Raw genomic sequence first — 25,861 nt, 5'->3', positions numbered from 1 at the left:
CTTCCGGTGACCGTCGCGGACCGGGCTCCGGAACTCGCGGAGCGCCTTTCGGTGGTGGAGGCGGACGCGCTGCGCGTCACCGCGGCGGACCTGCCCGCCGCGCCGACCGCGCTGGTAGCCAATCTCCCGTACAACGTGGCCGTCCCGGTGCTGTTGCATCTGCTCGCCGAACTGCCCGGCATCGCGGTCGCTCTGGTGATGGTGCAGGCCGAGGTGGCCGATCGCTTGGCCGCCGAGCCCGGCGGCCGCATCTATGGCGTGCCCAGCGTGAAAGCGGGCTTCTTCGGGACCGTCCGGCGTGCGGGGGCGGTGGGCACGCAAGTGTTCTGGCCGGTGCCGCGGGTCGAGTCGGGCCTGGTCCGGATCGACCGCTTCGCCGAGCCGCCGTGGCCGATGGACGACGAGCACCGCCGCCGCGTCTTCGAAGTCGTCGACGCCGCATTCGCGCAGCGGCGCAAAACGCTGCGCGCCGCGCTCGCCGCCTGGGCCGGTTCGCCTGCCGAAGCCGAGCGCCGTCTGCTCGCCGCGGGCATCGCTCCCACCGCTCGCGGCGAAACCCTCGACACCGCCGCCTTCGTCCGGCTGGCGGCCCAGGCGTAGCGCGTCGCACAGAACAGTGGCTCCGCTACCGGCGTCGGCCGGTGCGCGGAGCCACTGGTGGCGACCGGTCAGACGGCGACTTCGTAGCCCGCTTCGTCCACGGCGGCGACGATGTCGGCGTCGGCGATCTGCGCGGTGCTGTCGACGCGGACGGCGCCGCTGGCGAGATCCACATCGACGCCGGTCACGCCGTCGATCTTGCCGATCTCGGTCTTGACGGAGCTGACGCAGTGCCCGCAGGTCATCCCGGTGACGGTGTAGGTGGTGGTGGTGGGCATGTCCGACTCCTTCGCATCCATATCATTCATACGGGCGGGGGGTACCCCGGCACTCGAAAGATACCCCCTCAGGGTATGCGCCCGCAAGAGGCGGCCTGGCCTCACACGCCTTCGGCCAGTTCCATCCAGCGCTCTTCGGCCGTTTCCTTCTCCGCGAGCACCTGCTTGAGCTCCGCGCCCAGGTTGACCAGCTTGTCCGGGTCGGTGGCGGCGTCGGCCAGCGCGACGTGCAAGCGCTGCTCGCGCTCGGACAGCTTGTCGATGGCGCGTTCCAACCGGGTCAGCTCCTTGCGGGCCGCGCGGTAGGCCGCGGAATCGGTGGCCGGGGCGTCGGCGGGCTTGGCATCCGGTGTGGCGGTGCGGGTCTGGTTCGCCGCGAGGGCCGCGCGCTTGGTCAGGTACTCCTCGATGCCGCCCGGAAGGTTGGTGAGCTTTCCGTCGCCGAACAACGCCCAGGTCGAGTCGCAGATCCGTTCGATGAGGTACCGGTCGTGGCTGATCACGACCAGCGTGCCGGCCCAGTTGTCGAGCAGGTCCTCCAGCTGTTGCAGGGTGTCGATATCCAGGTCGTTGGTCGGCTCGTCGAGCAGCAGCACGTTCGGTTCGGACATGAGGATGCGGGTCAGCTGTAGGCGTCGCCGCTCGCCGCCGGACAGGTCGCCGACCGGCGTGCGCTGGCGGGCGGGGGTGAAACCGAGGCGCTCGGCCAGCTGCCCCGCCGAGATCTCCTTGTCGCCCAGCATGATTCGCTGCGCCACCTGCTGCACCGCCTCCAGCACGCGTAGGTCGGTGGGCAGGTCGTCGAGTTCCTGTCGCAGCCAGCCGATCTGGACGGTCTGGCCTTGGATGCGCTTGCCCGCGGCCAAGGTCGCGTCGGTGTCGCCCGCAAGGGCGCGCAGCAGCGTCGTCTTGCCCGAGCCGTTGACGCCGACCAGGCCGACGCGCTCGCCCGGCGCCAGCCGCCAGGTCAGGTCGCGCACCAATTCCCGGTCGTCCGGCGTGGTGAGCGTGACGTCCTCCAGCTCGACGACCACGCGGCCGAGGCGTTTGCGCGCGAAGGCGGCCAGCGAGACGCTGTCGCGCGGCGGCGGCACGTCGGCGATCAGGGCTTCGGCGGCCTCGACCCGGTAGCGCGGCTTGGACGTGCGCGCCTGCGGGCCGCGCCGCAGCCACGCCAGTTCCTTACGGGCCAGATTGCGCCGCCTGGCCTCGGAGGCATCGGCCTGGCGGGCGCGCTCGGCGCGGGCGAAGATCCAGTCGCCGTAACCGCCCTCGTAGCTTTCGACCTTGCCGCCGACCACTTCCCAGGTGTTGGTGGCGACGGTGTCGAGGAACCAGCGATCGTGGGTCACCACGACCAGCGCGCTGCGGCGGCCGAGCAGGTGCGCGGCCAGCCACTGCACACCCTCGACATCCAGGTGGTTGGTCGGCTCGTCGAGCACGAGCAGGTCGAGTTCGCGCACCAGCGCGGCGGCGAGCGCGACCCGGCGGCGCTCGCCGCCGGAGAGGTTGTCCACCGGGGTGTCCATGCCGAGGCCGGCGATGCCGATGCCGTCCATCACCGAGCGGATGCGCGGGTCGGCGGCCCATTCGTGTTCGGCGACCTCGTCGGTCATGGCGTCATCGGCCAGCCCGGCAAGCACGACCGATCCGACCGTCGCGCCCGCGGGCAGCACACCGCGCTGCGTCACCACAGCCATGCGCAGGCCGCCGAGTCTGCTGACCCGGCCGCTGTCGGGTTCCTCGATGCCGGTGAGCACCTCGAGCAGGGTGGTCTTGCCGCCGCCGTTGAGGCCGACGACTCCGATCCGTTCGCCCGCGTGCACGCCGAGCGAGACGTTGTCCAGCAGCGGCTTGATCCCGAAGCTCTTGTGGACCTGTTCGAGATTGATCAGGTTGGACATGGATCCTTCCGTGTCTTGCGGGGGCGGTCCGATGAGACCTACCTGTCGCGGCCCTGGGGCCCCGGGCCAGCGTACCGATGTGGGCGGACCGCCTGTCGTCCCGGCGAACGGCGGCGAGCTTGCGGTACGAACAATGTTCGTTTAGATTGATCGCGAACGAACGCTGTTCGTTCTCATGCAACCGAATCGGCGCTCCCCAGAAGTACAGCCGCAGAGTGGGACGCCCGCCTCCTATCCGAAGGCGTCGGCGGGCGGCACTATTCCCATTCCGCATGCTCTCTGGAGGATTCTCATGCACGTCGGCCTCGGCCTGCCCATCTCCGATCCCACCGCGTTGCTCGACTGGGCTCGGCGCGCCGACGCGGGCCCGTTCCGCACGCTCGGCCTGCTCGACCGGCTGGTCTACGACAATCCCGAACCGCTGATCGCGCTGGCCGCGATCGCCGGCGCGACCAGCCGCGTCCGAGTGCAAACCGAAGTGCTGCTCGCGCCGTTGCGCGACCCGGTGCTGCTCGCCAAACAGGCCGCCACGCTGGACCGGATGTCCGGCGGGCGGCTGGTGCTCGGCCTCGGCGTCGGCGGCCGCGCCGACGACCACCTCGCCTCGGGCACCGACCTGCGCACCCGGGGCCGCCGCCTCGACGAGCAAGTCGCGCTCATGCGCCGCCTGTGGGCCGGTGAGCCCTACGGCGAGGAGTGCGGGCCGATCGGCCCCGCGCCACTGCGCCCGGAAGGGCCCGAGATCCTGTTCGGCGGCTTCCAGCCCGCCGCACTCGAGCGCGTCGGCCGTTGGGGCGGTGGCTTTCTCGCCGCCGCACCGCCGTCGTGGGCGGGCGGGCTGTTCGACACCGTTCGCCGTTCCTGGACCGACCACGGCCGACCGGGCGCGCCGCGGATCGTCGCCCAGGTCAACGTCGCCCTCGGTCCGGACGACGTCATCGAAGACGCACGCGCGTCGATGGGCGCCTACTACGCGTTCACCGGCCGCGCCGAAGGCATGCTCGAAGGCATGCTCACCACGCCCGCGCGGATCCGCTCCGCCATGGCGCAATTCGGCGATCTCGGCGCGGACGAGGTGATGTTCTATTGCTACGGTCGCGACGCCGATCAGGTCGATCGGCTCGCCGACCTGCTGCCCTGAGCGAGGCCGCGCATCGGTCGCACGGGATGCGGCGATGTCGAGCGTTCCCACTCGATCGGCTCGCCGACCGGCGTACCGCAACGATCGCGCGCAGGGCCGTCATGCCGAGCGTTTCCCGCACATCGGCAGGCCACATAGGGTTTCGTGCTCGCCGCAGTGTCGTCGGCATCACCACCGCGCAGTGGACACCCCGCCGGAGCTACGGACGGTTCGGCAGGGACCGTGCCTGAAGTGCCCGCTTGGCGGCTTGCGGCGTCGGCCGCAAGCCGCCGCGTCCGGTCGCGGCCAATGGCGGTCAGTGCTTACCGGGTGCGTCGCCGCTGAGGACGCGCGCGCCCGGCACGGGTCCGCTGGCCGTCCGCACGCTGCGGCAGACGCCCGCGCCCGCGAGTTCGGCGGCCACCGAGATCGCCGACTCCTCGCTCTCGCAGAGGAACGCGCAGGTGGGCCCGGAACCGGAGACCAATCCGGCCAGCGCACCCGCGGTGATGCCCGCGCGCAACGTGCGGCGCAGTTCCGGCTTCAGCGACACCGCCGCCGCCTGGAGATCGTTGCCGAGCAGGGGTGCGAGCTGCCGCGCATCGCCGGAGGCCAACGCCTGCATCAGTTGCTGCGGCTCGCCGAGCCGGGGCGGTTCGCCGTGCTCGCGCAACCGGTCGAGTTCGGCGAACACCGCGGGAGTGGACAAGCCGCCTTTGGCGAACGCGAGCACCCAGTGAAACGTGTTGCGGGACAGCACCGGCAACAGGCGCTCGCCGCGGCCGGTGCCCAGCGCGGTGCCGCCGTGCAGGGCGAACGGCACGTCGCTGCCGAGTTCGGCCGCCACCGCGGTGAGTTCCTCCCTGGACAGTCCCAGGTCCCACAGTTCGTTCAGCCCGACCAGCGCGGCGGCGGCATCGGCGCTGCCGCCCGCCATGCCCCCTGCCACCGGAATGCCTTTGGTGATGGCGATTTCCACCAGGGGAGCGCGGCCGCCGAGGTGCGCCAGCCGGACGGCGGCTTTCCATACCAGATTCGTCCGGTCGGTCGGCACCTCCGCGGCGCCCTCACCTGTGACCCGGACGGCCAGCGAAGCCGACGGCGCGATCTCCAGATCGTCGCTCAGGGACAGTGCTTGGAACACCGTGGTCAGGTCGTGGTAGCCATCGGCCCGCAGGTCGCCCACTCCGAGATGGAGGTTCACCTTCGACGGCGCCCGCACGGTGACGGGACTCGGCACAACTGACAGCACGGTGCTAAAGCCTAATAGCTGCAGCCGGACGGAGTCCGTCCTCAGCCTGCGCATGGCCGCAGCGAAGGCGGAGGTACGCATAATCGGCGCAGTCGGACGGAGTCCGTCCTCAGTTCGCGCATGGCCGCAGCGAAGGCGGAGGTACGCCTGATGGGAGCGGCCGGGCGATGCGGGTCCGTAGCTCGCGCGCGAGAAGGCGCTTACAGCAGCGCGCCGCCGGTGGCATCGATCCACTGCCCGGTCACCCACCGGGCGTCGTCGGAGGCGAGGAACCCGACGACGTCGGCGACGTCGTCGGCCTGCGCCACGCGGTGGAGCGGGGACATCGTCGCCACCGACGCCTGGGCTTCGGCGTTGCGCAGCCAGTTCGCGTTCATGTCGGTGTCGATGATCCCCGGCCCGACCGCGTTCACGGTGATGCCGCGCGCGCCGACCTCCTTCGCGAGCACGCTGGTGAAACTGTCGAGCGCGGCCTTGGTCATGGTGTAGGCGATCAGTTGCGGCATGTACGCGCCGTGGGTCAGTCCGGTGGAGATGTTGACGATCCGCCCGCCTGTGCGCAACCGGTCCAGGCCGAGGCGGGTGATGAAGAAGGGGGCCTTGGCGTTGATCGCGAAGACCCGGTCGAACGCCGCCTCGTCGGTTCCGGCGATCGGCTCCCTGAGCCCGTCGGTGCCCGCGTTGTTCACCAGGATGTCCAGCCCGTCGGCGTGCGCGTCGAAGGCCGCCCACAGCGTCTCGGCGTCGCCGGACACGCCCAGTTCGGCGCGGATCGCGAACGCCGCGCCGCCCGAAGCCTCGATCGCGGCCACGGTCGCCTTCGCCGCCTGTTCGTCGCGGTTGTAGTGGACCGCGACGCGTGCGCCGTCACGCGCCAGTCGTTCGGCGATCGCTCGCCCGATGCCCCGGCTGCTCCCGGTGACCAGTGCCGTCTTGCCTGTCAGTGCGCCCATGGCGCGCCCCTTTCTCTAGCGACCGCTACAGAAAGAAAGGTAGCACATTCTCTAGTGATCGCTATAAAATTGCGCCATGAGCACGACGACCCGAGGGCGGCCGCGATCCTTCGATCGGGACGCGGCGCTGGACAAGGCCATGCGGCTGTTCTGGGCCCGTGGGTACGAGGCCACCTCGATCGGGGACCTGACCGCGGCCATGGGCATCGGCGCACCCAGCCTGTACGCGGCGTTCGGGGACAAGAAGACGTTGTTCGGCGAGGTCGTCGCGAAATTCGGCGACCGCTACGGCGGATTCGTCGCGCGGGCGCTGGCCGAGGAGGACACCGCGGAGGCGGCGGTACGGCGGATTCTGCGCGAGGCGGCGACGGAATACACCCGCCCGGAATGCCCGCACGGCTGTCTGGTGATCAGCGCGGGCGTCAACACCACCAGCGCCGAGATCGCCGATCTCCTGCGCGATATGCGCAATCGGAACATCGACACGTTCGCCGCGCGCATCCAGGCCGACATCGACGCGGGCGTCCTGCCGGGCCACCTCGACGCGCGCACGCTGGCCCGCTACGTCGGCACGGTGATGCAGGGCATGTCCCAGGCGGCGCGCGACGGAGCAGGCCGGGCCGAATTGGAGCGGGTGGCCGAGATGGCGCTGCGCGGCTGGGGCCCCTAGTGGCCCGAGGCGCGTCCGTCCTGCACGACCACCGGCAGGCAGGTGCGCACGAAGTCCGCGCCGAAGTCGGTGAGCACCACGCTGCGGTAGATCACCTTGGTGCCGAAGCCGGAGCGCTTCAGCATCTCCCGCACCGGTGACTGCGCCTCCAGCAGCTGGTACCGGTTCGGATTGCCGACCGGCTCGCGCGCGTGCTCGATCAAACCGAGCCTGCGCAGGTTGGTCAGGTACTGCTGGATCCGGTTCGGAAAGCGCAGGCCCGCGTGCTCGCCGATCAGCGTGAGCATCGAGCCCAGGCGTTCGGAGCCGAGCGCGCGCGGGCGGCCGGTGCGGATGTCGATCGAGGGCTGTGGCCCGTCCAGATGCAGGAAGCGCAGGATGCGCGCTTCGTCCGGAGTCAGCTCGGCGAGCATGCCCGCGAAGGCCGGATGGTTGTCGTCCTCGCCGTGCGGGCTGGCCGACAATCGCAACAGCGCGGCTCCCTGCTCACGCAGCGTCGGCACCGCTTCCTGCGTGGACGGTTCCGTGGCGGCGGGCATCCCGAGCGCCTTGCGCATCGCGTCACGGACCTCGGACTCGGCCTCGGCCAGCACTTCTCGCGGCGGCGCTCCCTCGATGCTGCGCCGTACGACGGTCGAGGTGACGCCGACCGCGGTGCCGACGCTCCAGGACGTCACCCCGGTGACCGCGGTCCACGCGACCCGCGCGACGCCCGTCGCCGCACGCACGGTGGCGAGGGGAACCGTTACCCGTCTGGGTAATTCGTCGGTGTGCGTGATGTCCGAAGCCGGCCGCCGGGCGATCTCCTGCGATGGCTCGGCATTCGCCGCCGCCGCGTCGAGGTGCTCGACGGCCTGGATATCGCCGTCGTCCGGACCCGCTACAGCCATGATGTCGCCACTCCCGTTCCGAAGATCAGGATATGAGCGTATCCGGCGAACAGCCCCAACACGCCGCCATGGACGAAAAGGAGCCATTCATCCTGCTTGATGGCCGCGCGCAGCATGTCCACGAAGTCCGGCGGCGACAACATCGCCATCTGCCTCGCGATGTATTCGTTGATCTGCCTGCCCTGGCGGACGTTGAATTCCGGGTCGGCGAACGCGATCGGCGCGATGGCCATGGCTTCGCTGGTGAACGTCGATTGCAGCGAGTCGTATTCGCGGCTGCCGAGCACGAACTTGACCGCGGGACGCGCGGGACCGAGCGCGCGGTCGGCGGCCGGGCGCAGCGTGTCCTCCAGCATCTGCATGGTGCGGTCCGAGCGGGGGCCGTTGAGCAACTCGTCGCCGATATTCGCCACCGTGATCACCTGGCTGGAAACCAATTCCGCGTATCCGTCGGTGATTTCGGACTTGCGTTTGATCAGCAGGCCCTGCCGCCACGGGACCCACCACTTCGGATACGCGGGCGCGAAGATCATATTGATGCCGATCCAGTTGACCACCCAGCCGATGATCACGCCGCCGATCGGCAGCACGATCAGGCTGGACCAGCCGGTCAGATGCAGGATGGCGACCAGCAGCACACCCATCGGCGCGCCGAAGTAGAAACCGAAGTTCTGCATGAAACGCAGTTCCTTCGCGCCGAGCACCTGGAACAGCGTGTTGAGCAGATGCGGCCGGGCCTGGAAGTAGCGGATCACCATCTGCTTCACATCGAGCAGCTGATCGATATTCGCGCCCAATTCCTCGGTCAGCTCGCGCAGGATCTCCGGCAGTTGCTGGCGCACCCTGGCGTGCACCATGTCGCGCACCTGGGCGGGCAGGTTGTACCAGAGCTGCGGATGCTCGCGGCGCAGGATGTCCTCGACGATGTCCTTGATCTGCGCGTCGGCGATGCTCGCGAGGTGCTCGGCCAGCTTGTCCGGCTCGAGTTCCCGATAGAAGTCCGCGACGCTGCCGAGTTTGGCCAGGCCCTTGTCGACCGCGATGCTGGCCATCTTGTCCGCGCGCGACGGGACGATGCCCTGCCAGCCGAACCGGCCGTCGTAGCTCAGTAGCGGGAGAACTTGAATTCGCTTGGGAAGGAACGGATACAGCGCGCGCAGACCGGGAACTCGGATGCCGTGGAAGGCGACCGGCTTGAACAGCATGAGCACGCCGGTCCAGTTGGTGATGTAGCCGATCACGCCGGTGAAAAGCGGTATGGTCACGAGCTCGAGGAGGATCGTCGGGTGGATTCCGAAAACGCTCTCTAACACGACACCCTCCTGCCGATACACCGGTGATCGCCGCCTCACCGGCAACCAAAACTAGCACCCCCTCGGCTAAGAAACCTTATTGCGCGCCGCGTGCCGGTCGCACTGTCCGAGTCAGGCGGTGCGAATGCCCCGCGACACAAGGGGAAGTAATCTGTGGGACGGATTCGTTCCCCCCCGGCGATATCGGAGAAAACGTGGCAGACGACAGGACCGGACAGGACGTGGTAAGGCCAGGTCCCCGCGCCGTCGAGCGCAGTTCGGATGTCGAACAGCGGCAGATCAGCAATGAGGCACGGCTGATCCGCGGTGTGTTCCGCGCGGCCGGAGTGGCCGCGGGCACCGTCGTGCGCGGAAGCCAATGGGCGGTCGGCACGACCTACGAGGTCACCAGGGAGATCACCCAGGCCGCGCTGGACGGGGAGTCCTCGGCCGAGATCGCCGAGCGGACCGGAAACGCGTTGCGCTCCATCGCTCGCAGCGCGCTCGGCGTCACCGAGGGGTCGGTCCGGGAGATCGTCAGCTATGTCCCGACCTCCAACGGACCCACCTCGCAGCAAGCGCTGGCCGTCGGGCCGTACCTGCGCTCGGCGAGCACGGAGGAGTTGCGCCGCCGCGGCGACGCGCTGCTGGCCAGGTCCGCCGACGTCTACTTCACCGAGGACGTGCACCCGGCCTACGACCGCATCCTCGATGAGCTCGCTCCCGACGAGGCGCGCATCCTGCGCTTCATGGCGCTCAACGGCCCGCAGCCGTCGGTCGACGTGCGCACCAACCGTCCGCTGGGGATCGGCTCGGAACTGGTGCAGGGCGACCTCACCTCGGTGCCCGAGCAGGCCGGGGTGCGCTACCCGGACCGGTCGCGGTCCTACCTGATCAACCTCAACCGCCTCGGGCTGACGCTGACCTCGGACGATCCGGTGGTCCTGAGCCGCTACATGGTGCTGGAGGTGCAGCCCGTGGTGGAGGCGGCGCTGAAGAAGGCGGGCCGGGCGCCGAAGATCGTCCGCAAGAGTCTCCGGCTGACCGAGTTCGGTGAGGACTTCTGCCGCACCTGCTTCACGATCGGAAGCTGACACCCCGAAGTTGATCTTCGTAGGAATGTTCTCTCTCGTCGCGATAGCAATCTGATACAACTCTCCCAATCCGGCACTCGGGATGGGATTGTTGAGGGTATGGATCAGCGAACCGGCGGGCAGGGGCGCGGCGACCCAGGTTTGGGAATCGCTGGGCAAACGCGTAACGACCGGGGCAAGGGTCCCGGTAATCAGCAGCGCGACGACCCGGGTTTTCCCCCGGGCCGGCAGGAGCGCGGCGGGGTGGACATAGATTCGAGCGGACCGGAGCCCGAGGAGCGAGATATCGGCACGGCCGGTCCCGCGCCGAGCCGTGGTCAGCGGGCGGCGAGCACCGGCGAACGAGATCCCGGCGACCTGCGCGCCGACGAGCGGCTGCCCTTCGACGCGGGGCCGATCGACTTCGGGCGGGTGCGCGACGACCCACGCCAGACTCGCGGCGAGGAGCGGGAGCCGGACGACGTGTCGGCGATCTCGCGGTTGAAATACCGGTACCTGCGCACTCTCGACACCAAGTCGTGGGATGATTTCGCCGACACCATGATCCCCGAGGCGACCGCGACCTACAGCGAATATCTCCAGTTCGAATCGCGCGAGGCTTTCATCGCGTTCATGCGCAACACGCTCGGGCCGCACGTGATCACCGAACACCGCTGTGATCACCCCGAGATCGATGTCGAAGGCGACACCGCCACCGGCACCTGGTACCTCGCCGACACGGTGCTCATTCCGGGCCACAACATGCTGCTGCGCGGCGCGGCCTTCTACACCGACCGCTACGTGCGCTGCGACGACGGGCGGTGGCGGATCTCGCACACCGGCTACGAACGCACCTACGAAGTGGTGCTCTCCCTCAGCGACCTGCCCAGCCTGCGCCTGACCTCCAGCCGCTGGGGCCTGATCGCCAAGGAGGACGGCATCTCATCGATCGAACGCGACCCCGGCGCCGCGCCGCTGCGGCCGGAGTCCGAGGCCGGCTGACTCAGTCGGCCGTAGCGACCAGGGGCTCCAGGGTGAGCGCCGGGTGCTCCTTCTCGATGTATTGCAGCCGCCACTTGTCGCTGAACAACGCGAGCAGCGCACCGTCTGAGCGGGTGAACACCTCCACCCCGCGCTGCCGCCCGAGTTCGTCCGCCGACGCGGCGTCGGTGCGCCGGGCCAGCGTGTAGGCGAGGTGTTCCATCGTCGTCTCGACGTTGAACTCCGCGAGCATGCGCGCGGTCACCACTTCGAACTGCATCGGGCCGACCGCGGCCAGCACGGGAGACGCGTCGCCGCGGATGTCGTTGCGCAGCACCTGCACGACGCCCTCGGAATCGAGCTGGTCCACGGCCTTGCGGAACTGCTTGTATTTGCCCGCGCTGCGCGCCCGCAGCACCGCGAAATGTTCCGGTGCGAACGAGGGGATCGGCGGGAACTCCACCTTCTTGTCCACGAACAGCGTGTGCCCCGGTGCCAGCGCCGTCGCGTTGACCAGGCCGACGACGTCACCCGGGTACGCGGTGTCGACGGTGGCGCGCTCGCGGCCGAACACGGTCAGCGCGTACTTGGTGGCGAACGGCCGACCGGTCTGCGCGTGGGTGACCACCATGCCGCGTTCGAATTCGCCGGATACGATCCGCATGAACGCGAGGCGATCGCGGTGGGCGGCGTCCATGCCCGCCTGCACCTTGAACACCACCGCGCTGAACGGGTCGCCGGTCTCGCGCGGCTTGCCGTCGACGTCACGACGCGAACCAGGCGCAGGCGCGAGCGCGACCAAGGTCTCCAGCAGTTGCCGCACGCCGAAGTTCAACATCGCCGAGGCGTAGATGACCGGCGAGGTCTGCCCGGCGAGGAACAGTTCCTGGTCGTGGTCCTGGCCGGTGGCCGAGAGCAGTTCGCTCTCCTCCGCGGCGGTGCTCCACGGCTCGCCTTCGCGCGCCTCCGCGGCCTCCGGGGTGATCGACTCCTCGGGCGCGATGGTCGCGCCACCCGCCGTGCGCGTGAAGTGGATGTATTCGAGCGGGACGCCGTCCGGGCCGCGGCGCAGCAGGCCGCGGAAGTCCCCCGCGATGCCGACCGGAAGGAACAGCGGGGTGGGGGTGAGTCCGATCCGCTCGTTGATCTCGTCGAGCAGTTCCAGCGGCGCCCGCCCCGGCCGGTCCCACTTGTTGATCACGGTGATCACCGGGATGCCACGGTGGCGGCAGACCTGGAACAGTTTCAGCGTCTGCGGCTCCAAGCCCTTGGCCGCGTCGATCAGCATCACCGCGGCGTCGACAGCGGTGAGCACCCGGTAGGTGTCCTCGGAGAAATCGGAGTGGCCGGGGGTGTCGACCAGGTTGATGACGCTGTCCACATCGGAGTCCCTGGCCCGGTAGTTGAACTGCAGCGCGGTCGAGCTGACCGAGATGCCGCGCGCCTTCTCCATCTCCATCCAGTCCGAGACGGTCGACTTGCGCCCGGCCTTACCGTGGATCGCGCCCGCCTCGGAGATCATCCTGGCGTGCAGGGCCAGCGCCTCGGTGAGCGTGGACTTGCCCGCGTCGGGATGGGAGATCACCGCGAACGTGCGCCGGCGGGCTACCTCGGCGGATAACCCACGGGGTGCGGGCGCGACAACGCCCTCAGGGGAGGCGCTCAACGCAAGACAACCTTTCGCAGACGACCGATCGGCAACCCCGCCAGCGTACGCGACTCGCTCGAGCGCGGGCCGAACCGCCGGTGACCACCCGATTCAAAGAGCGCCTCTGCACTGGGGTATGGTGTTCGGGTTGTCTCGGCGAGGGTGACCGCAGACCAGTTTTGCGACACCGTGATCGACGCGGCGCGGCTTCCGGCCGTCCCTGTTCGGTCTTCGCCCCGACGAATAGACCATCCGTCAGGTGTGCAGCACCCCTGACGTGTAACTGACAGCCCGGAAGAGCCGTAGGAGTAGATCCAGTCATGTCCGACGTCAACCTTCTCGAAGCATCCGTACGCACCGAGTTCGGTAAGGGCGCAGCGCGCCGCACCCGTCGTGCGGGCAACGTCCCGGCCGTACTGTACGGCCACCAGGCCGACCCGCAGCATCTGTCGGTGAACGCCCAGGCCTTCGCCGCCATCCTGCGTGAGCACGGCACCAACGCGGTGCTGAACCTCGTCATCGACGGCAAGAAGCAGCTCGCGCTGACCAAGTCCGTCGTGGTGCACCCGATCCGCCGCTACATCGAGCACGCGGACCTGCTGATCATCAAGCGCGGCGAGAAGGTCACCGCCGACGTGAACGTCACCGTCACCGGCGACGCCGCCCCCGGCACCCTGGTCACCCAGGAAGCCACCACCGTCTCCGTCGAGGCCGACGCGCTGAAGCTGCCCGAGGCCATCGAGGTCTCCGTCGAGGGCGTCGAGGCCGGCACCCAGATCACCGCGGGCGAGCTGCAGCTGCCCGAGGGCGTCGACCTGGCCGCCGATGCCGAGACCCTGATCGTCAACGTCATCGCCGCCCCGGCCGCCGAGCCCGTCGAGGGCGAGGGTGCGGGCGAGGCCGAGGGCGAGAGCGCTGAGTAGTACCGAATCGTCCGCCGGGCCCGCGCTCGTCGTCGGACTGGGCAACCCAGGTCCCGAATACGAGCGCACCCGGCACAATGTCGGTTTCCTGGTCGCCGACGTGCTCGCCGAGCGCGTCGGCGGCCGTTTCGGTGTGCACAAGAAATCCGGCGCCGACCTGCTGCAGGCGCGGCTGGACGGGCGCCAGGTGCTGATCGCCAAGCCGCGTTCGTTCATGAACCTGTCCGGCAGGCCGGTGGCCGCGCTGGCGAAATTCTTCTCCGTGCCGCCGACCGAGGTGATCGTCGTGCACGACGAACTCGACCTGCCGTTCGGCTCCATCCGGCTCAAGCGCGGCGGCGGTGAGGGCGGGCACAACGGTCTTCGTTCCGTCTCCAGCGCCCTGACCACCAAGGACTACTTGCGCACCCGCATCGGCATCGGCCGTCCGCCGGGCCGCCAGGACCCGGCCGATTACGTGTTGAAGCCGTTCTCCACGCCGGAGCGCAAAGAGGTCCCGGTGATCATCGAGCAGGCCGCCGACGCGGTGGAACTGCTGCTGCGCGTCGGGCTGGAGACCGCGCAGAACCAATTGCACTGAGCCGCAAGCGCTGTCCGCCCAGAACGGGTCGGTCTTCGCCAGAACTCGGCCGCATCATCACGGCAGGGGCGCGGTCGTCCTCCGACGTCCCCGGCTCGCGGGCTTCCTTGCCGACCTCGGCGACGAAGGCCGCTAATACTTCGCGATAAATCCACTGTTCGGGACGCCGATATGACGGCGGCTTCGGTGACCGCGAGTGCGGCTGCGCGGACCTTCCGGCTCTACCAGGGATCGCGAACGCGTCGATCGCACCCATGGCGTCCACCGCATTCGATCGGGAGACATGTATCCGCTAATGCATGTCATGTCATTAAATTATGCGACATTAAATCGCATTGGACGCATGGGGTGTGACGCTGCGCACATAGTAGATTACACGACATGTATGTCGTGTAATCTAATGGCATGAGTAACCCAACGCTTGTTTTCGTTCCTTGCTTCTCCGGCGCACCGTGGGAGCTCGAACAGCTCGTCCCGCTGGCCGACCGGCCCATGCGCACGATGCGACTGCCCGAGGCCGTGGCGGACATGGAAACCTATGCCGACGCGGTCGCCGCCGAAGTGGCGGATCTGGATGAGTACGTGCTGGTCGGCGACTCATTCGGGGCGAATGTCGCCTTGGCGCTCGCGGTGCGCCGACCCCGGGGCCTGCGGGGTCTGGTCCTGTCCGGTGGATTCGCGGCCAATCCCATTTCCTCGCCGGTGCTCAAGGCGGCCATGCGTGTGATGGGGAAGATGCGCGGCCCTCTCTATCGGGAGGTGGCGCTTCGCGCCCACGCTCACAATCTGGCCTCGCCGCATGACAACGAAGGCCAGATCCCCTGGAGTAAAAGCGATAGTCGCCAGTTCTTCCTGGAGAACACGCCCGCGGCCTCGTTCGGCGCCCGCGCGGTCGCCGCACTGAACGCCGACTACACCGCTGGTCTCGGTCGGGTCCAGGTGCCGACGCTGATTTTGACTCCTTCGCACGACGTGCTGATCGGTCCGGAAGCCGCGACAGTTCTGCGCGAAGGAATCCCGGACGCCCGCGAGGTCGTCTTGGACCGCACCGGACACATGTTCCGCTTCTCTCATCCGCGAACCTACGCGCAGACAGTCGAGAAGTTCCTCCAGGAGGTCGGCCTGACCCGGCCGAGTTTCACACCCGCATGAGTCGGAAGGATCCGGCGCCGGGTAGTGCCGCAGCCGCGGTACTACCCGGACTGTCGCTGAGGGAGGGTGTTCGTGGCTCGGCCGCTGTCCGCCGTCGCGAGGGGCCGGTCTCAGGCGGTGAGTGCCGTGTGATCCGATTACACGGCATCAATACATCGAGTCACGTGGTGAGGAGGCCTTTCGATGCGGCAGGCCGAAGAGTTGCGCTACCTCGTATTGGCTGTCCAGCGGGAAGGTAATCGAATGCTCGCGGCCGAACTCCGGCCGTTGGGGCTGACTCCCTCTCAGGCCGAGGTTCTGCGGGTGCTGGCCGACCATCAACCCCTGACTCTGGCCGGACTCGGGGAACTTCTGGTCTGCGAGACCGGTGGAAGTCCCAGCAGGCTGGTCGATCGCCTCGTCGCCATGGACCTCATCGAGCGAGAATCCGCGACGGACGATCGTCGGCGAGTCACGCTCTCGCTGACGCCTGCCGGAGAGCGGCTCTCCTCCCGTGTCGCCGAGGTCGAAGAGCGGTTGTACCGAACAATAGACGAGCTCACGGTCGGGAAACCCATGACCGGCGCACTCGAGCTACTGCGCGGTTTCGCCGAGCGTTTCCCGGCGGTCCAAGCCGTCGGACGTCGTGCCGATCGGCGGGGCAACCGCTGAAAAGCCGTTCGATGTGACCGTCCCTCCGGACGTATTCAGCCGCGCGGCAGATGCATGGCGGTCGCGGCCCTGCGCAGTTTGCCGGAAGAGGTCTTCGGTAGTGCGCCGGGACCGAGCACGGTGACGGTGCGTGGCCGCGCGCCGACCTCCGCGAACACCGAGTGCACGATCTCGCGCTCGATGCGCTTGACCTCGTCGGGATCCTGGTGGCTGCCGCTCTCCACCACCACGGCGAAACTCTCCCGCTTCTGGCCCGCGTCCAGGCGCACCGCCACCGCGTTGCCCGGCCGGACGCCTGCCACCCTGGCCGCCGCGCGCTCGATGTCGGTGGGGTAGATGTTGCGGCCGCCCATGATGATGACGTCTTTGATCCGGCCGCACACCACGATCAGTCCCTCGTCGGTGAAGTAGCCGATGTCGCCGGTGTCCAGCCAGCCCTCGTCGTCCCGGGCCGATTGGAATCCGTCCACCGTCACATAGCCGGAAGTGACCGCGGGACCGCGCAATTCGATCACGCCCACCGAGCGGGCGGGCAACGGTTGACGTTCGCTGTCGACGATCCGGCCCTCCAGGTTGTCGACCAGATAGCCGAGGGTGGGCAATCGCCGGATGTTGGCCGGTTGGCCGTGCTCCACCGGCACGGGCACCGCCTTGCCGATCGCCTCGAGCAGGTCGGCGTCGATCACGTCGAGCACCTGTCCGTGCCCGGGGTCGGGGATCGACACGGCGAGCGTGGTCTCGGCCATGCCGTAGACCGGGGTGAGCGCCATCGGGTTGAGGCCGAAGCGTTTTCCGGCCGCGGCCAGCGCCTCCATGGTGTCCGGGTCCACCGGTTCGGCCCCGTTCCACATGTACCGCACGCTGCTGAGGTCGAACGCGCCTTCGTCGGCCTGCCGCAGCCGCCGGGCGAGCAGCGAATACGCGAAATTCGGTGCGGCGGTGACAGTTCCACGGTACTTGCTGATCAGCTCGGCCCACAGCAGCGGCTTGGTGAGGAAGTCCAGCGGCGTCACGCACACCACTTCGGCACCGAATTGCATAGGGACACTGAGGAATCCGACCATGCCCATGTCGTGGAACAGTGGCAGCCAGCTGACCATCACATCGTCGGCGAGCTGGAATTTCACCCGGTCGAACATGGCGTAGGCGTTGACGAAGAAATTCTCGTGCGTGATCCGCACCGCCTTGGGCGAGCCGGTCGAGCCGGAAGTCAACTGCTGCAACGCGATATCGCCCTCGGCGGTGGGCACCGGATCGATGTCGGGGCCGCCGGGCAGCTGGTCGATGCGCACGACGGTGATGCCGCGTTCGCGCAACAGCGGCTCGGCCGCCTCGAACGGCGCGCCGAGCACGACCGCGCGCGCCCGGATCATGGTCAGCACGGTTTCGGTGTCGCGCGCCCAGACCACCAGATCGGTGCGCGGAGTCGGCTGGTGCAGCATGGTGATCGACGCGCCGCGCATCCAGATGGCCTGGCAAGCCGGGGCGATGTCGACCGGCATGCCCGCGAGCACGCCGACCGCGTCACCGTGCCCGATACCGGCTTCGGCCAGCCCGCCCGCCATGCGCCGGGCGAGCCGGTGGATCTCCGACCACGTGCGCCGCAGCGGGGCGCCGGGCTCGCCGGTCACCAGGCCGCGCTCGGAGGTCTGTGCGGTCGCATACATCTCGTCGGTGAATCTGCTCAAAGTCCCAACTCCTCCATCACCAACCGTTGCCGGGAACCGGCCTCCCCCGACTATCACGCCATAGTGGCCCAGCGTTAACCCCATTTCCAGGGGCGCAGGTCAGGGGCGCGAAACAGCGGCCGGAAAGGTTGCGGCGTAACGATCGACGTAGCACCGGCCGGAGCGGGCGGCCAGTTCGCGCATCAACTCGTCGGTCGCGGCGCGCACCGTCCGGCGCTGCTCGGCGGGCGGATAGCGACGCGGCGCGCCGAACGCGATACGCACCTTGCCGAAACGCAGCAGACGGCTGCCGCGCGGGTTCACCCGATCGGTGCCGGAGAGGGTCACGGGAACGACCGGCGCGCCGGTGGCCATGGCGACCCGCAAGGTGCCGGTGCGTCCGCGATAGATCCGGCCGTCGGGGGAACGGGTGCCTTCGGGATGGATCGCCCAGACCCCGCCGTCCGTCAGGATGCGGGTGGCGGCGGCCAGCGCCGCGGCGGCCGCGTCACCGCCGGTCCGATCGACCGGCACCTGTCCGGAGACCGAGTAGAACCAGCGGTTGATCCGGCCGCGCACGCCTTTTCCGGTGAAGTACTCCTGCTTCGCCAGGAACGTCACGCGCCGTGGCACGACCAGTGCGAGGTAGAGGGAGTCGATCATCGCGAGATGATTGGCCGCGATGATCACCGGTCCGGTTCGCGGAATGTTGTCCAGTCCTTCGACCGTCGGCCTGCCCAGCAGCCGCAGCAGCGGACCGAGCAGGACGTACTTGAACAGCGGGTACCACACGTAAACCTCCCGGGATATTGAGCGTAGACATTGTCTACCCGATCGCGTAGACACTGTCTACACCCGGTGTGCGGTCACACGGCGACAGGCGTAGACAATGTCCGCATGGCCGAGAGCGAGTCGCTACGAGATCGACTGGTCGACGCCGGTGTCGACCTGCTCGAAGAGGTCGGCGCCGCGGGACTGGGATTGCGGGTCATCACCCGGGCCGCGGGCGTCTCGCACGGTGCGCCGCGGCGGTATTTCCCGACCCACCGCGCACTGCTCGCCGCCATCGCGGCGCGCGGTTTCGCCGATCTCGCGGACCGGTTCGCCGCGGTGGACGCCGGGGCCGCGCGCGATCGTCTCACCCGGATGAGCGCCGAGTACATCGAATTCGCCGCGCGGCGGCCGGAGATGTTCACCCTGATGTTCCGGCACGACCTGCTCGAAGGCTCCGGCGAGAATCTGCGGTCGGTCAGCCTGCCGCTGTTCGCGCGGTTCGCCGAGCTGGTCGGCGCGGCGGCGGAATCGGGCGCGATCGACCCGCGCCACCGTGCGACCGCCCTGTGGACCAATGTGCACGGCATCGCCACCGCACAGGCCAATCGAAGCTTGCGCCTGGTCGACCCGGGAGCGGACGCGGCGGCTCTGGTGGCCAGGGCACTGGCCGTGCACCTGACCTGACCGTTCCGTGGCGCTCGCGGCTCAGGCGCGCAGCTGCGCCACCGCGGCGACGAAGCGATCGAGCTCGTCGAAACCGACGAAGCAGTGCGGCGAAGCGCGCACGACGGAGGCCAGGCCGCGGCCGGTCATGTCCAGCAGGGTCGAGCCCGCGTGGCTGACCGTGACGGTGATGTCCTGCGCCAGCAGCCGGTCGCGCACCTCGACGGACTCGACGCCGTCGACGGTGAACGACACGATGCCGCTGTGCCGGATGCCGAGATCGCGCACGGTGACGCCGGGAATCTCCGGCAGCGCCTTACGCAGGTGCTCGGCGCGGGCCGCGATCGCGGCGTAGACGTTCTCCGGGCCCAGTTCGAGCAGATATCGCACGGCGGCGCCCAGGCCGAGGCGGCCCGCGACGTCGCACTCCCAGAACTCGAAACGGCCTGCGTCGGGCGCGAGCCGGTAGTCGTGCGGGCCGGTCCATTCCGCGCTGTGCAGGTCGAGCCGTCCTGGTTCCATGGAGCGCGCCAACTCCGGCCGCAGATACAGGAATCCGGTGCCGCGCGGGCCGCGCAGCCACTTGCGTCCGGTGGCCGACAAGGCGTCGACGCCGAGCTCGGCCACGTCCAAGGGCAGCTGCCCGGCGGACTGACAGGCGTCCAGCAGCACCAGCGCGCCGACCGAGTGCGCGATCCTGGTCGCCTCCGCGGCCGGGTTCACCAACCCGCCGTTGGTCGGCGCGTGCAGGATCGAAACCAGCTTGACCCGTTCGTCGACCAGCGCAGTGAGCGCGTCGAGGTCGATCTGCCCGCTGCCGTCGCTCGGGATCCGCTCCACCGTGGCGCCCGTGGCGCGGGCGCGCTGCAAGGCGGCGATGGCATTGCTGGCGTAGTCCGCCTCGGAGATCAGGATGCGGTCGCCCGCCGCGAGCGGGACCGAGTAGAAGAAGTCCGCCCAGGATCGGGTGGCGCTGTCGCTGAGCGCGATGCTCTCGGGTTCGGCGTTGATCAACGCCCCGATCGCGGTCTTGACGTCGGCGAGATCGTCGAGCCGCTCGTTCGCGGCGCGATAACCTCCGATCTCCGCTTCCCGCAGCAGATGCGCGACAACGGTGTCGGTGACGACCCGCGGCGGTAGCGACGAGCCGGCGCTGTCGAGGAAAACGGGTCCGGGTTCCGGCCCGGACACGCATCCGGGAGTGTCGGCTCGTACGCGAGCGTCATCCAGCATGGAGCCGACCTTATCGGGTCGATTGTTCGGCTTCATGTCGGTTTCTTGTCGGTCCGCATGGCTACGCTGGATGGATCGCCGCACGCGAATTTCGGCCCGTGAGTGGAATACCACCGGGCCGAATGGCGATAACCGAAGAACAGCGGACAACGTCCCGACGCCCACTGGAGGTTGGCCATGGCGGTCACGCTCGAGAGTCCTGAGTCGGCCGGTTGTGCCACCGAGCAGGGAGAACTGTCCTCCCGCGCGGCGGCGGAGGCCTATATCGGCGGGGTGTGCTTCAAGCTCGGACCACCCACACTGATCGGCGCCGAACTCGAATGGCTCACGGTGCAGGGTGAGTGTTCGGCGTCCGGACCTTCGGCCGCTCCGCGCCCCCAACTGTCCGCCTTGGCGGACGCTCTCGGACCGTACGCACCACGGTCCATCGCCCCTGATTCGCCGGCGCTCGCGCTGCCGGGGGGCAGCCGGGTCACTCTCGAACCCGGTGGTCAGATCGAACTCTCCAGCGCTCCCTACGAAGCTGCCGCGCAGCTGTGTGATCGACTGCGCGATGATGCCCGCCTGTTGCGGGAACTTCTCGAATCCCGGTCCATCCGCCCCGTTTCCGTCGCCGCCGACGCGGACCGCCGTCCCAAACGCTTGCTTCAGCTGCCGCGCTATCGCGCGATGGAGCGCTCCTTCGGCGGCATCGGGCCGTTCGGCAAGCTGATGATGTGCAACACCGCGGCCGCCCAGGTCAGCGTCGACGCGGGCGCCGACCGTGCGGACGTCACCGCGCGGTGGACTGCCCTGTATGCCGTCGGCCCGGCCTTGCTTGCCGCCTTCGCCTGTTCACCCGTCCTGCGTGGCGCGCCGCCCGGAGCGTGGGCCTCCCAGCGCATGCGGGCCTGGCTGCGGCTGGACAACACGCGCACCCGTCCGCCGGTGCTGGACTGGACCGACCCGGTGGCCGCCTACGGCAGATGGGCGCTGGACGTGCCGCTGCTGTGCGTGCGCCGACCCGACGGCGCGGCGGAATGCGGCGACGCCGACGGATGGTCCGCGCCGCCCGGGGCCACCTTCGCCGACTGGCTGTCCGGCGCGCTGGACGACGAGGTGGGCCGCCGCCCCGACACCGGCGATCTCGACTATCACCTCACCACGCTGTTCCCGCCGGTACGCGCGTCCGGCCACTTGGAGGTCCGCTACATCGACGCGCAGCCCGGTGACGCGTGGACCATTCCCGTGCACGTGTTCGACGCGCTCATGTCCAGCCCGTCGGTGGTCGCTGAGGCGAGCTCGATCGCGGCGCCGCTGGCGGGCCGCTGGGTCGATGCCGCCCGCTACGGATTGGCTGATCCGGACATCCGGGCGGGCGCGGTCGCCCTGCTGCGTCTCGCGGCCGAGCACACCGCGACCGACGAGGCGGCCCGCGCCGTCGAGTCCGCCGCCGAACGATGTCACCGCGGTCGCACCCCGACCGAGGACGACATCGAGCACGCCCCGAGCCCGCGGCTTCCGGGAGTCGCCACGTGAACCAGCCGCGCTGCCCTGGCGCCACGCAGGCCCACCGGGCCGCCGCCAGCCGAATCGCCGCCACCGACCCCCATGAATCCCGGAGATGTTTTTCGTGACCACTTTCCAACCCGCCCCGACCGACAACTTCGGCACCGAACAGCTCAGGGACCGGATCGCCGACGTTCTCACGCGCGCCCGCCTGCGCACCCACACGCTCACCGACTGCGTCGACGAAGCCGAACTCGTGGCCCAGCATTCCCGGCTGATGAGCCCGCTGGTCTGGGATCTGGCGCACATCGGCAATCAGGAAGAACTCTGGCTCGTGCGCGATGTCGGCGGACGCGACCCGGTGCGCGCCGACATCGACGAACTCTACGACGCCTTCAAACACGCCCGCGCGAACCGGCCCACGCTGCCGTTGCTCGATCCCGCCCAGGCGCGCGACTATGTCGGCACCGTACGCGACAAGGTGTTGGACGTGCTGGAGCGCAGCGATCTGCGCGGCCGTCCGCTGATCGACGACGGATTCGCCTTCGGCATGATCGCCCAGCACGAGCAGCAGCACGACGAGACCATGCTGGCCACCCACCAGTTGCGCACCGGCGCCGCCGTGCTCTCGGCGGCGGACGCCCCGGCCGCGACGGCGGCGGTCGGCGCGGAAGTCGTGATCCCCGCCGGGGAATTCCTCATGGGCACCTCCACCGACCCGTGGGCGCTGGACAACGAGCGCCCCGCCCATCCGGTGCGAGTGGCCGGTTTCGCGATCGACGCCGCGCCGGTCACCAATGAGCAGTACCTGGCCTTCGTCGACGACGGCGGCTACGAACGCCCCGAACTCTGGTCCGAGCGCGGCTGGGCGCATCGCGTCGAGGCGGGCCTGGTCGCGCCGCAGTTCTGGGAGCGTGATCCGTCCGGGCATTGGTGGCGGCGGGTGTTCGGCGTGATGACCCCGCTGCGGCCGCGGCAGCCGGTCGTGCACGTGTGCTGGTTCGAGGCCGAGGCATACGCGAACTGGGCGGGCAAGCGCCTGCCCACCGAAGCGGAATGGGAGAAGGCGGCCCGGTTCGATCCGGCCACCGGCGCCTCGCGCCGATTCCCCTGGGGCGAAGCCGATCCCGACGTCGCCACCGCGAACCTCGGGCAGCGGCATCTGGAACCCGCCGAGGTGGGCGCGTATCCGGCCGGCGCGTCCCCCGCGGGCGTGCACCAGTTGATCGGGGACGTCTGGGAATGGACCGCTTCGGGTTTCGAGGCGTACCCGGGGTTCCGGGCGTTCCCGTACCGGGAGTACTCCGAGGTGTTCTTCGGCGGTGATTACCGTGTGCTGCGCGGCGGTTCCTTCGGCACCGATCCGGTGGCCTGCCGCGGCACCTTCCGCAACTGGGACCATCCCATCCGTCGCCAGATCTTCGCCGGGTTCCGCCTGGCGCGGGATCTGCGGCCCGGAGAAGGGGAGTGAGCGCCGCCCGTCGTGCCGGGCGATGGTGCGGCCGCGGTCCCGCGGCGAGCGGCCCGCGCCCCGCGACGTCGGCCCCGGCGGGTGCGGATGTGTAGACACTTGGGTTACGTCGGCCCGCCGGTGCGGGTGGGCGACATGTTGACCCTCGGCTCCCATTCGCTGCGCACCCAGGCGTGGGCGCCGCGCGACATGCGTCACGGCGGCACCATCAACGCAGACGGTTTCGGCGTCGCCTGGTGGAACGTCGCGCCGGACGACACGGTCACCGCCAGCCGTTACCGCAACGCCGAGCCGATCTGGACCGACCCGGCCGTGGACGAGGTGCTGCCGCAACTGGAGTCCGCCGCGGTGCTCGGGGCGGTGCGCTCGGCGACGGTCGGCATGCCGGTCGAACGGTCCGCGTGCGCGCCGTTCACCCGCGACCGCTGGGCGTTCAGCCACAACGGCGTGGTGCCGGACTGGCGCCGGACCCTGACCGGCGTGGCGGCCGAATTCGCGGTCGTCGCGGCCGGGCTCGGCGCCGAGGACCTGTTCTCTCCGGCGCGGCTGCTGGAGGCCGAATCCGCCACCGACGCCGCGACGCTGTGGGTGCTGCTGTGCGATCTGCTGTCGACCGGCGCACCGGACGGCGAGTGGTCGGCGGCTCCGGCGGCACTGCGGCTGCTCGTCTCCGCGATCCTCGACCGGGCGCCGGAAGCACGCCTGAACCTCCTGCTCTCCGACGGTGCGCAACTGTGGGCGACCACCTGCCACCACTCGTTGTCGGTGCTGGTCACCGACGATTTCGCACTCGTGTCCTCCGAACCGTTCGACGACGACCCCCGCTGGCAGTCGATCCCGGACCGCAGCCTGGTGAGCGCCAGGCCCGGCGCGCTGTCCGTCGACCCCCTCCTCTGACCCGAAAGGCCGGTGCCATGACCGCAGTCACGCTGGACATCCACCTGACCGAAGACGACCTGAACACCGCGCTCCGCTCGGACGCCGGGCTGGGCCTGACCGCGAACCCGAAATGGTTGCCGCCCAAATGGTTCTACGACGCCAAGGGCAGCGAGCTGTTCGAGCGGATCACCGAGCTGCCCGAGTACTACCCGACACGCACCGAGCGCGCGCTGCTCGAACGGGTGGTCGACGAGATCGCCGACGCCGCCCAAGCGGAGGTACTGGTCGAACTCGGCGCCGGATCGGCGGCGAAGACGCGCCTGTTGCTCACCGCTCTGAGCGCGCGCGGGCCGTTGAAGAAGTATGTACCGCAAGATGTTTCGTCGGCAGCGCTGCGGGCGGCCGCCGACGAGGTCGCGGTCGAGTTCCCTGGGCTCGCCGTGCACGGCGTGGTCAGCGACTTCACCGACACGCTGGCCAACCTCCCCCGCGGCGGACGCCGGATGATCGCATTCCTCGGCGGCACCATCGGCAACCTCGTCCCCGCGGAACGGGCGGAGTTCCTCGCCAGGATCCACGACTTGCTCGAGCCGGGGGAGCAACTGCTGCTCGGGGCCGGGCTGGTCACCGACCCGGCGGTACTCGTTCCCGCCTACGACGACGCGGCGGGCGTCACCGCCGAGTTCAACCGGAATGTCCTACACGTGCTGAACTCTCGCCTGCGCGCCGATTTCGCGCCGGAGAAATTCCGGCACGTCGCGGTCTGGGACGCCGAACGGGAGTGGATCGAGATGCGGCTGGAGGCGAGCGAGGACATGACCGTCGCGGTCGGCGATCTCGACCTCACCGTGCGCTTCGGCCGCGGCGAACAGATGCGCACCGAGATCTCCGCCAAGTTCCGCGTCGAGGGCCTCGAAGGCGAACTCGCCGCCGCGGGCTTCGCCACCGGACACGTGTGGACCGATCCGGACGATCGCTTCGCGCTGCTGCTCGCCGGGCGGCGCTGACCACGTGTCGATCGGCGGCGCTCACCACGACGGGGCGCCGCCGACCACCGCCCCGAGCCACTCGACCAGCGGCCGCATCGTCTCCCATGCGGCGCGGACTTCCTTCGCCGTGCGCGGCGTGTCCAGCCAGGCGGGCGCGCCGAATTCCCGGCCGCACGTGATCGACTTGTGCCGCAGCAGGTCGATGCGCGGGTGGTCGGCGTCGTAGCCCTTGGGTCGGGTCTTCAGCTTCTCGCCGCCGATGGTGAAGCCCGCGTCGGTGAGTTTCGCGAGGATCGCCACCAGTTCCGGTCCGCGCACCTCGTCATCGATGGTGGCGCGCAACTGCGCGAGTTGCTCGGACGAGCCCTGGTAGAAACCGCCACCGACGAACAGACCCCCGGCGTTGATCTGGACGTACCAGCCGACCCCCGCCGCGGCGCGCACCACGGCGCCCTGCGCGGTCTTGTACGGCGACTTGTCCTTGGCGAACCGGACGTCGCGGTAGGGCCGGAAGATCTTGGCGGTCCCGAAATCCGGCTCCAGATCGGCCACCAGGGCCTTCATGGGCGCGAGCACCGACTCGTCGTAGATCTTCTTGTGCGCGGTCCAGAACGCCTTGGAGTTGTCGGCCTCCAGGTCTTCGTAGAAGTCCAGCCCGGCGAGCGGGAAACCCGCGAATCCGGTCATGCCCGCACACCCGCCGCGCTGATGTCACCCGATAGACGCATAC

The 25,861-nt window shown here is 69.3% G+C and carries 25 protein-coding genes; 14 read left to right on the top strand and 11 right to left on the bottom strand.

The genetic code is table 11. The annotated features are described in order from the left end of the window. The coding region (locus tag ACFV2O_RS32545) for a ribosomal RNA small subunit methyltransferase A (protein ID WP_379255407.1) at nucleotides 1-600 on the top strand (600 nt) is incomplete at its 5' end. A 68-nt stretch (nucleotides 601-668) separates the two neighbouring features. Here the strand turns inward: ACFV2O_RS32545 and ACFV2O_RS32540 are convergent. After that, nucleotides 669-878 (bottom strand): cation transporter, encoded by a 210-nt coding sequence (locus ACFV2O_RS32540; RefSeq protein ID WP_355074544.1) that lies wholly within the window; start codon nucleotides 876-878, stop codon nucleotides 669-671. 101 nt (nucleotides 879-979) lie between these two features. After that, the gene (locus ACFV2O_RS32535; protein WP_379255406.1) at nucleotides 980-2,782 is read right to left on the bottom strand and encodes an ABC-F family ATP-binding cassette domain-containing protein; all 1,803 of its coding nucleotides are present in this window, start codon (nucleotides 2,780-2,782) and stop codon (nucleotides 980-982) included. Between the two features lie 292 nt (nucleotides 2,783-3,074). Here ACFV2O_RS32535 and ACFV2O_RS32530 point away from each other — a divergent pair, with 292 nt between their 5' ends. Next, nucleotides 3,075-3,923 carry an LLM class flavin-dependent oxidoreductase gene (locus ACFV2O_RS32530; RefSeq protein ID WP_379255404.1) on the top strand — a complete coding sequence of 283 codons (849 nt, stop codon included), beginning with the start codon at nucleotides 3,075-3,077 and terminating at the stop codon, nucleotides 3,921-3,923. A 295-nt stretch (nucleotides 3,924-4,218) separates the two neighbouring features. Here ACFV2O_RS32530 and ACFV2O_RS32525 read toward each other — a convergent pair whose 3' ends face one another. Further along, complete coding sequence (locus ACFV2O_RS32525) at nucleotides 4,219-5,154, bottom strand: 4-(cytidine 5'-diphospho)-2-C-methyl-D-erythritol kinase (RefSeq protein WP_355074538.1); 936 nt, start codon at nucleotides 5,152-5,154, stop codon at nucleotides 4,219-4,221. Between the two features lie 200 nt (nucleotides 5,155-5,354). Then, a complete protein-coding gene (locus tag ACFV2O_RS32520; RefSeq protein ID WP_379255402.1) occupies nucleotides 5,355-6,107 on the bottom strand; it encodes an SDR family oxidoreductase in 753 nt (250 codons plus the stop codon). A gap of 76 nt (nucleotides 6,108-6,183) precedes the next feature. Here ACFV2O_RS32520 and ACFV2O_RS32515 point away from each other — a divergent pair, with 76 nt between their 5' ends. Next, nucleotides 6,184-6,777, top strand: coding sequence for a TetR/AcrR family transcriptional regulator (locus tag ACFV2O_RS32515; RefSeq protein ID WP_379255400.1), 594 nt, complete (start codon nucleotides 6,184-6,186; stop codon nucleotides 6,775-6,777). On the opposite strand, the gene ACFV2O_RS32510 is transcribed toward ACFV2O_RS32515, so the two are convergent. Both ACFV2O_RS32510 and ACFV2O_RS32505 read right to left on the bottom strand, forming a co-directional pair. Further along, nucleotides 6,774-7,667, bottom strand: coding sequence for an Abi-alpha family protein (locus ACFV2O_RS32510; protein ID WP_379255399.1), 894 nt, complete (start codon nucleotides 7,665-7,667; stop codon nucleotides 6,774-6,776). The two genes, ACFV2O_RS32515 and ACFV2O_RS32510, sit on opposite strands and share 4 nt — an antisense overlap. Beyond that, nucleotides 7,658-8,932, bottom strand: a complete 1,275-nt coding sequence (locus tag ACFV2O_RS32505) for a hypothetical protein (protein WP_379255398.1) — start codon at nucleotides 8,930-8,932, stop codon at nucleotides 7,658-7,660. The genes ACFV2O_RS32510 and ACFV2O_RS32505 overlap by 10 nt, the downstream gene beginning before the upstream one ends. Nucleotides 8,933-9,174: 242 nt before the next feature. Here ACFV2O_RS32505 and ACFV2O_RS32500 point away from each other — a divergent pair, with 242 nt between their 5' ends. Together ACFV2O_RS32500 and ACFV2O_RS32495 are read left to right on the top strand one after the other, a co-directional pair. Then, nucleotides 9,175-10,053, top strand: coding sequence for an Abi-alpha family protein (locus ACFV2O_RS32500; protein ID WP_355074531.1), 879 nt, complete (start codon nucleotides 9,175-9,177; stop codon nucleotides 10,051-10,053). 462 nt (nucleotides 10,054-10,515) lie between these two features. Further along, nucleotides 10,516-11,034 (top strand): nuclear transport factor 2 family protein, encoded by a 519-nt coding sequence (locus tag ACFV2O_RS32495; RefSeq protein WP_379255424.1) that lies wholly within the window; start codon nucleotides 10,516-10,518, stop codon nucleotides 11,032-11,034. A gap of 1 nt (nucleotide 11,035) precedes the next feature. On the opposite strand, the gene ACFV2O_RS32490 is transcribed toward ACFV2O_RS32495, so the two are convergent. Next, nucleotides 11,036-12,679, bottom strand: a complete 1,644-nt coding sequence (locus ACFV2O_RS32490) for a peptide chain release factor 3 (RefSeq protein ID WP_379255396.1) — start codon at nucleotides 12,677-12,679, stop codon at nucleotides 11,036-11,038. Between the two features lie 302 nt (nucleotides 12,680-12,981). On the opposite strand from ACFV2O_RS32490, the gene ACFV2O_RS32485 reads away from it, so the two are divergent. The 4 genes from ACFV2O_RS32485 (at nucleotide 12,982) to ACFV2O_RS32470 (ending at nucleotide 15,967) form a co-directional block, all read left to right on the top strand. Continuing rightward, complete coding sequence (locus ACFV2O_RS32485) at nucleotides 12,982-13,584, top strand: 50S ribosomal protein L25/general stress protein Ctc (RefSeq protein WP_355074528.1); 603 nt, start codon at nucleotides 12,982-12,984, stop codon at nucleotides 13,582-13,584. Further along, entirely contained in the window at nucleotides 13,550-14,164 is a 615-nt protein-coding gene (pth, locus tag ACFV2O_RS32480; RefSeq protein WP_355074526.1) for an aminoacyl-tRNA hydrolase, read from the top strand. Before ACFV2O_RS32485 ends, pth begins: the two co-directional genes overlap by 35 nt. Before the next feature lie 405 nt (nucleotides 14,165-14,569). Continuing rightward, nucleotides 14,570-15,316 carry an alpha/beta fold hydrolase gene (locus tag ACFV2O_RS32475; protein ID WP_379255395.1) on the top strand — a complete coding sequence of 249 codons (747 nt, stop codon included), beginning with the start codon at nucleotides 14,570-14,572 and terminating at the stop codon, nucleotides 15,314-15,316. 183 nt (nucleotides 15,317-15,499) lie between these two features. Continuing rightward, nucleotides 15,500-15,967, top strand: a complete 468-nt coding sequence (locus tag ACFV2O_RS32470; RefSeq protein ID WP_379255393.1) for a MarR family winged helix-turn-helix transcriptional regulator — start codon at nucleotides 15,500-15,502, stop codon at nucleotides 15,965-15,967. Between the two features lie 35 nt (nucleotides 15,968-16,002). Here ACFV2O_RS32470 and ACFV2O_RS32465 read toward each other — a convergent pair whose 3' ends face one another. Next, entirely contained in the window at nucleotides 16,003-17,655 is a 1,653-nt protein-coding gene (locus tag ACFV2O_RS32465) for a fatty acyl-AMP ligase (protein WP_355074525.1), read from the bottom strand. Nucleotides 17,656-17,754: 99 nt separating this feature from the next. After that, complete coding sequence (locus ACFV2O_RS32460) at nucleotides 17,755-18,426, bottom strand: lysophospholipid acyltransferase family protein (protein ID WP_379255391.1); 672 nt, start codon at nucleotides 18,424-18,426, stop codon at nucleotides 17,755-17,757. Nucleotides 18,427-18,531: 105 nt separating this feature from the next. Here ACFV2O_RS32460 and ACFV2O_RS32455 point away from each other — a divergent pair, with 105 nt between their 5' ends. Beyond that, complete coding sequence (locus tag ACFV2O_RS32455; protein WP_379255389.1) at nucleotides 18,532-19,092, top strand: TetR/AcrR family transcriptional regulator; 561 nt, start codon at nucleotides 18,532-18,534, stop codon at nucleotides 19,090-19,092. Between the two features lie 21 nt (nucleotides 19,093-19,113). Here the strand turns inward: ACFV2O_RS32455 and ACFV2O_RS32450 are convergent, their stop codons facing one another. After that, entirely contained in the window at nucleotides 19,114-20,304 is a 1,191-nt protein-coding gene (locus tag ACFV2O_RS32450; protein WP_356963870.1) for an aminotransferase class V-fold PLP-dependent enzyme, read from the bottom strand. A 177-nt stretch (nucleotides 20,305-20,481) separates the two neighbouring features. On the opposite strand from ACFV2O_RS32450, the gene egtA reads away from it, so the two are divergent. From egtA to egtD, 4 genes are all read left to right on the top strand, one after another. Further along, on the top strand, nucleotides 20,482-21,822 hold the full coding sequence (gene egtA / locus ACFV2O_RS32445) for an ergothioneine biosynthesis glutamate--cysteine ligase EgtA (RefSeq protein ID WP_379255387.1): 1,341 nt from the start codon (nucleotides 20,482-20,484) through the stop codon (nucleotides 21,820-21,822). A 94-nt stretch (nucleotides 21,823-21,916) separates the two neighbouring features. Continuing rightward, nucleotides 21,917-23,263 carry an ergothioneine biosynthesis protein EgtB gene (egtB, locus tag ACFV2O_RS32440; RefSeq protein ID WP_379255385.1) on the top strand — a complete coding sequence of 449 codons (1,347 nt, stop codon included), beginning with the start codon at nucleotides 21,917-21,919 and terminating at the stop codon, nucleotides 23,261-23,263. 87 nt (nucleotides 23,264-23,350) lie between these two features. Then, entirely contained in the window at nucleotides 23,351-24,160 is an 810-nt protein-coding gene (gene egtC, locus ACFV2O_RS32435) for an ergothioneine biosynthesis protein EgtC (protein ID WP_379255383.1), read from the top strand. A gap of 17 nt (nucleotides 24,161-24,177) precedes the next feature. After that, on the top strand, nucleotides 24,178-25,149 hold the full coding sequence (gene egtD, locus ACFV2O_RS32430) for an L-histidine N(alpha)-methyltransferase (RefSeq protein WP_379255382.1): 972 nt from the start codon (nucleotides 24,178-24,180) through the stop codon (nucleotides 25,147-25,149). 21 nt (nucleotides 25,150-25,170) lie between these two features. Here egtD and ACFV2O_RS32425 read toward each other — a convergent pair whose 3' ends face one another. Then, complete coding sequence (locus ACFV2O_RS32425; RefSeq protein ID WP_364428929.1) at nucleotides 25,171-25,818, bottom strand: DUF2461 domain-containing protein; 648 nt, start codon at nucleotides 25,816-25,818, stop codon at nucleotides 25,171-25,173. Between the last annotated feature and the right edge of the window lie 43 nt (nucleotides 25,819-25,861).

It is taken from the genome of Nocardia sp. NPDC059691, from assembly GCF_042733915.1.
Classification (GTDB): Bacteria; Actinomycetota; Actinomycetes; order Mycobacteriales; family Mycobacteriaceae; genus Nocardia; species Nocardia sichangensis.
This window is presented reverse-complemented; position numbering and strand designations above follow the sequence as displayed.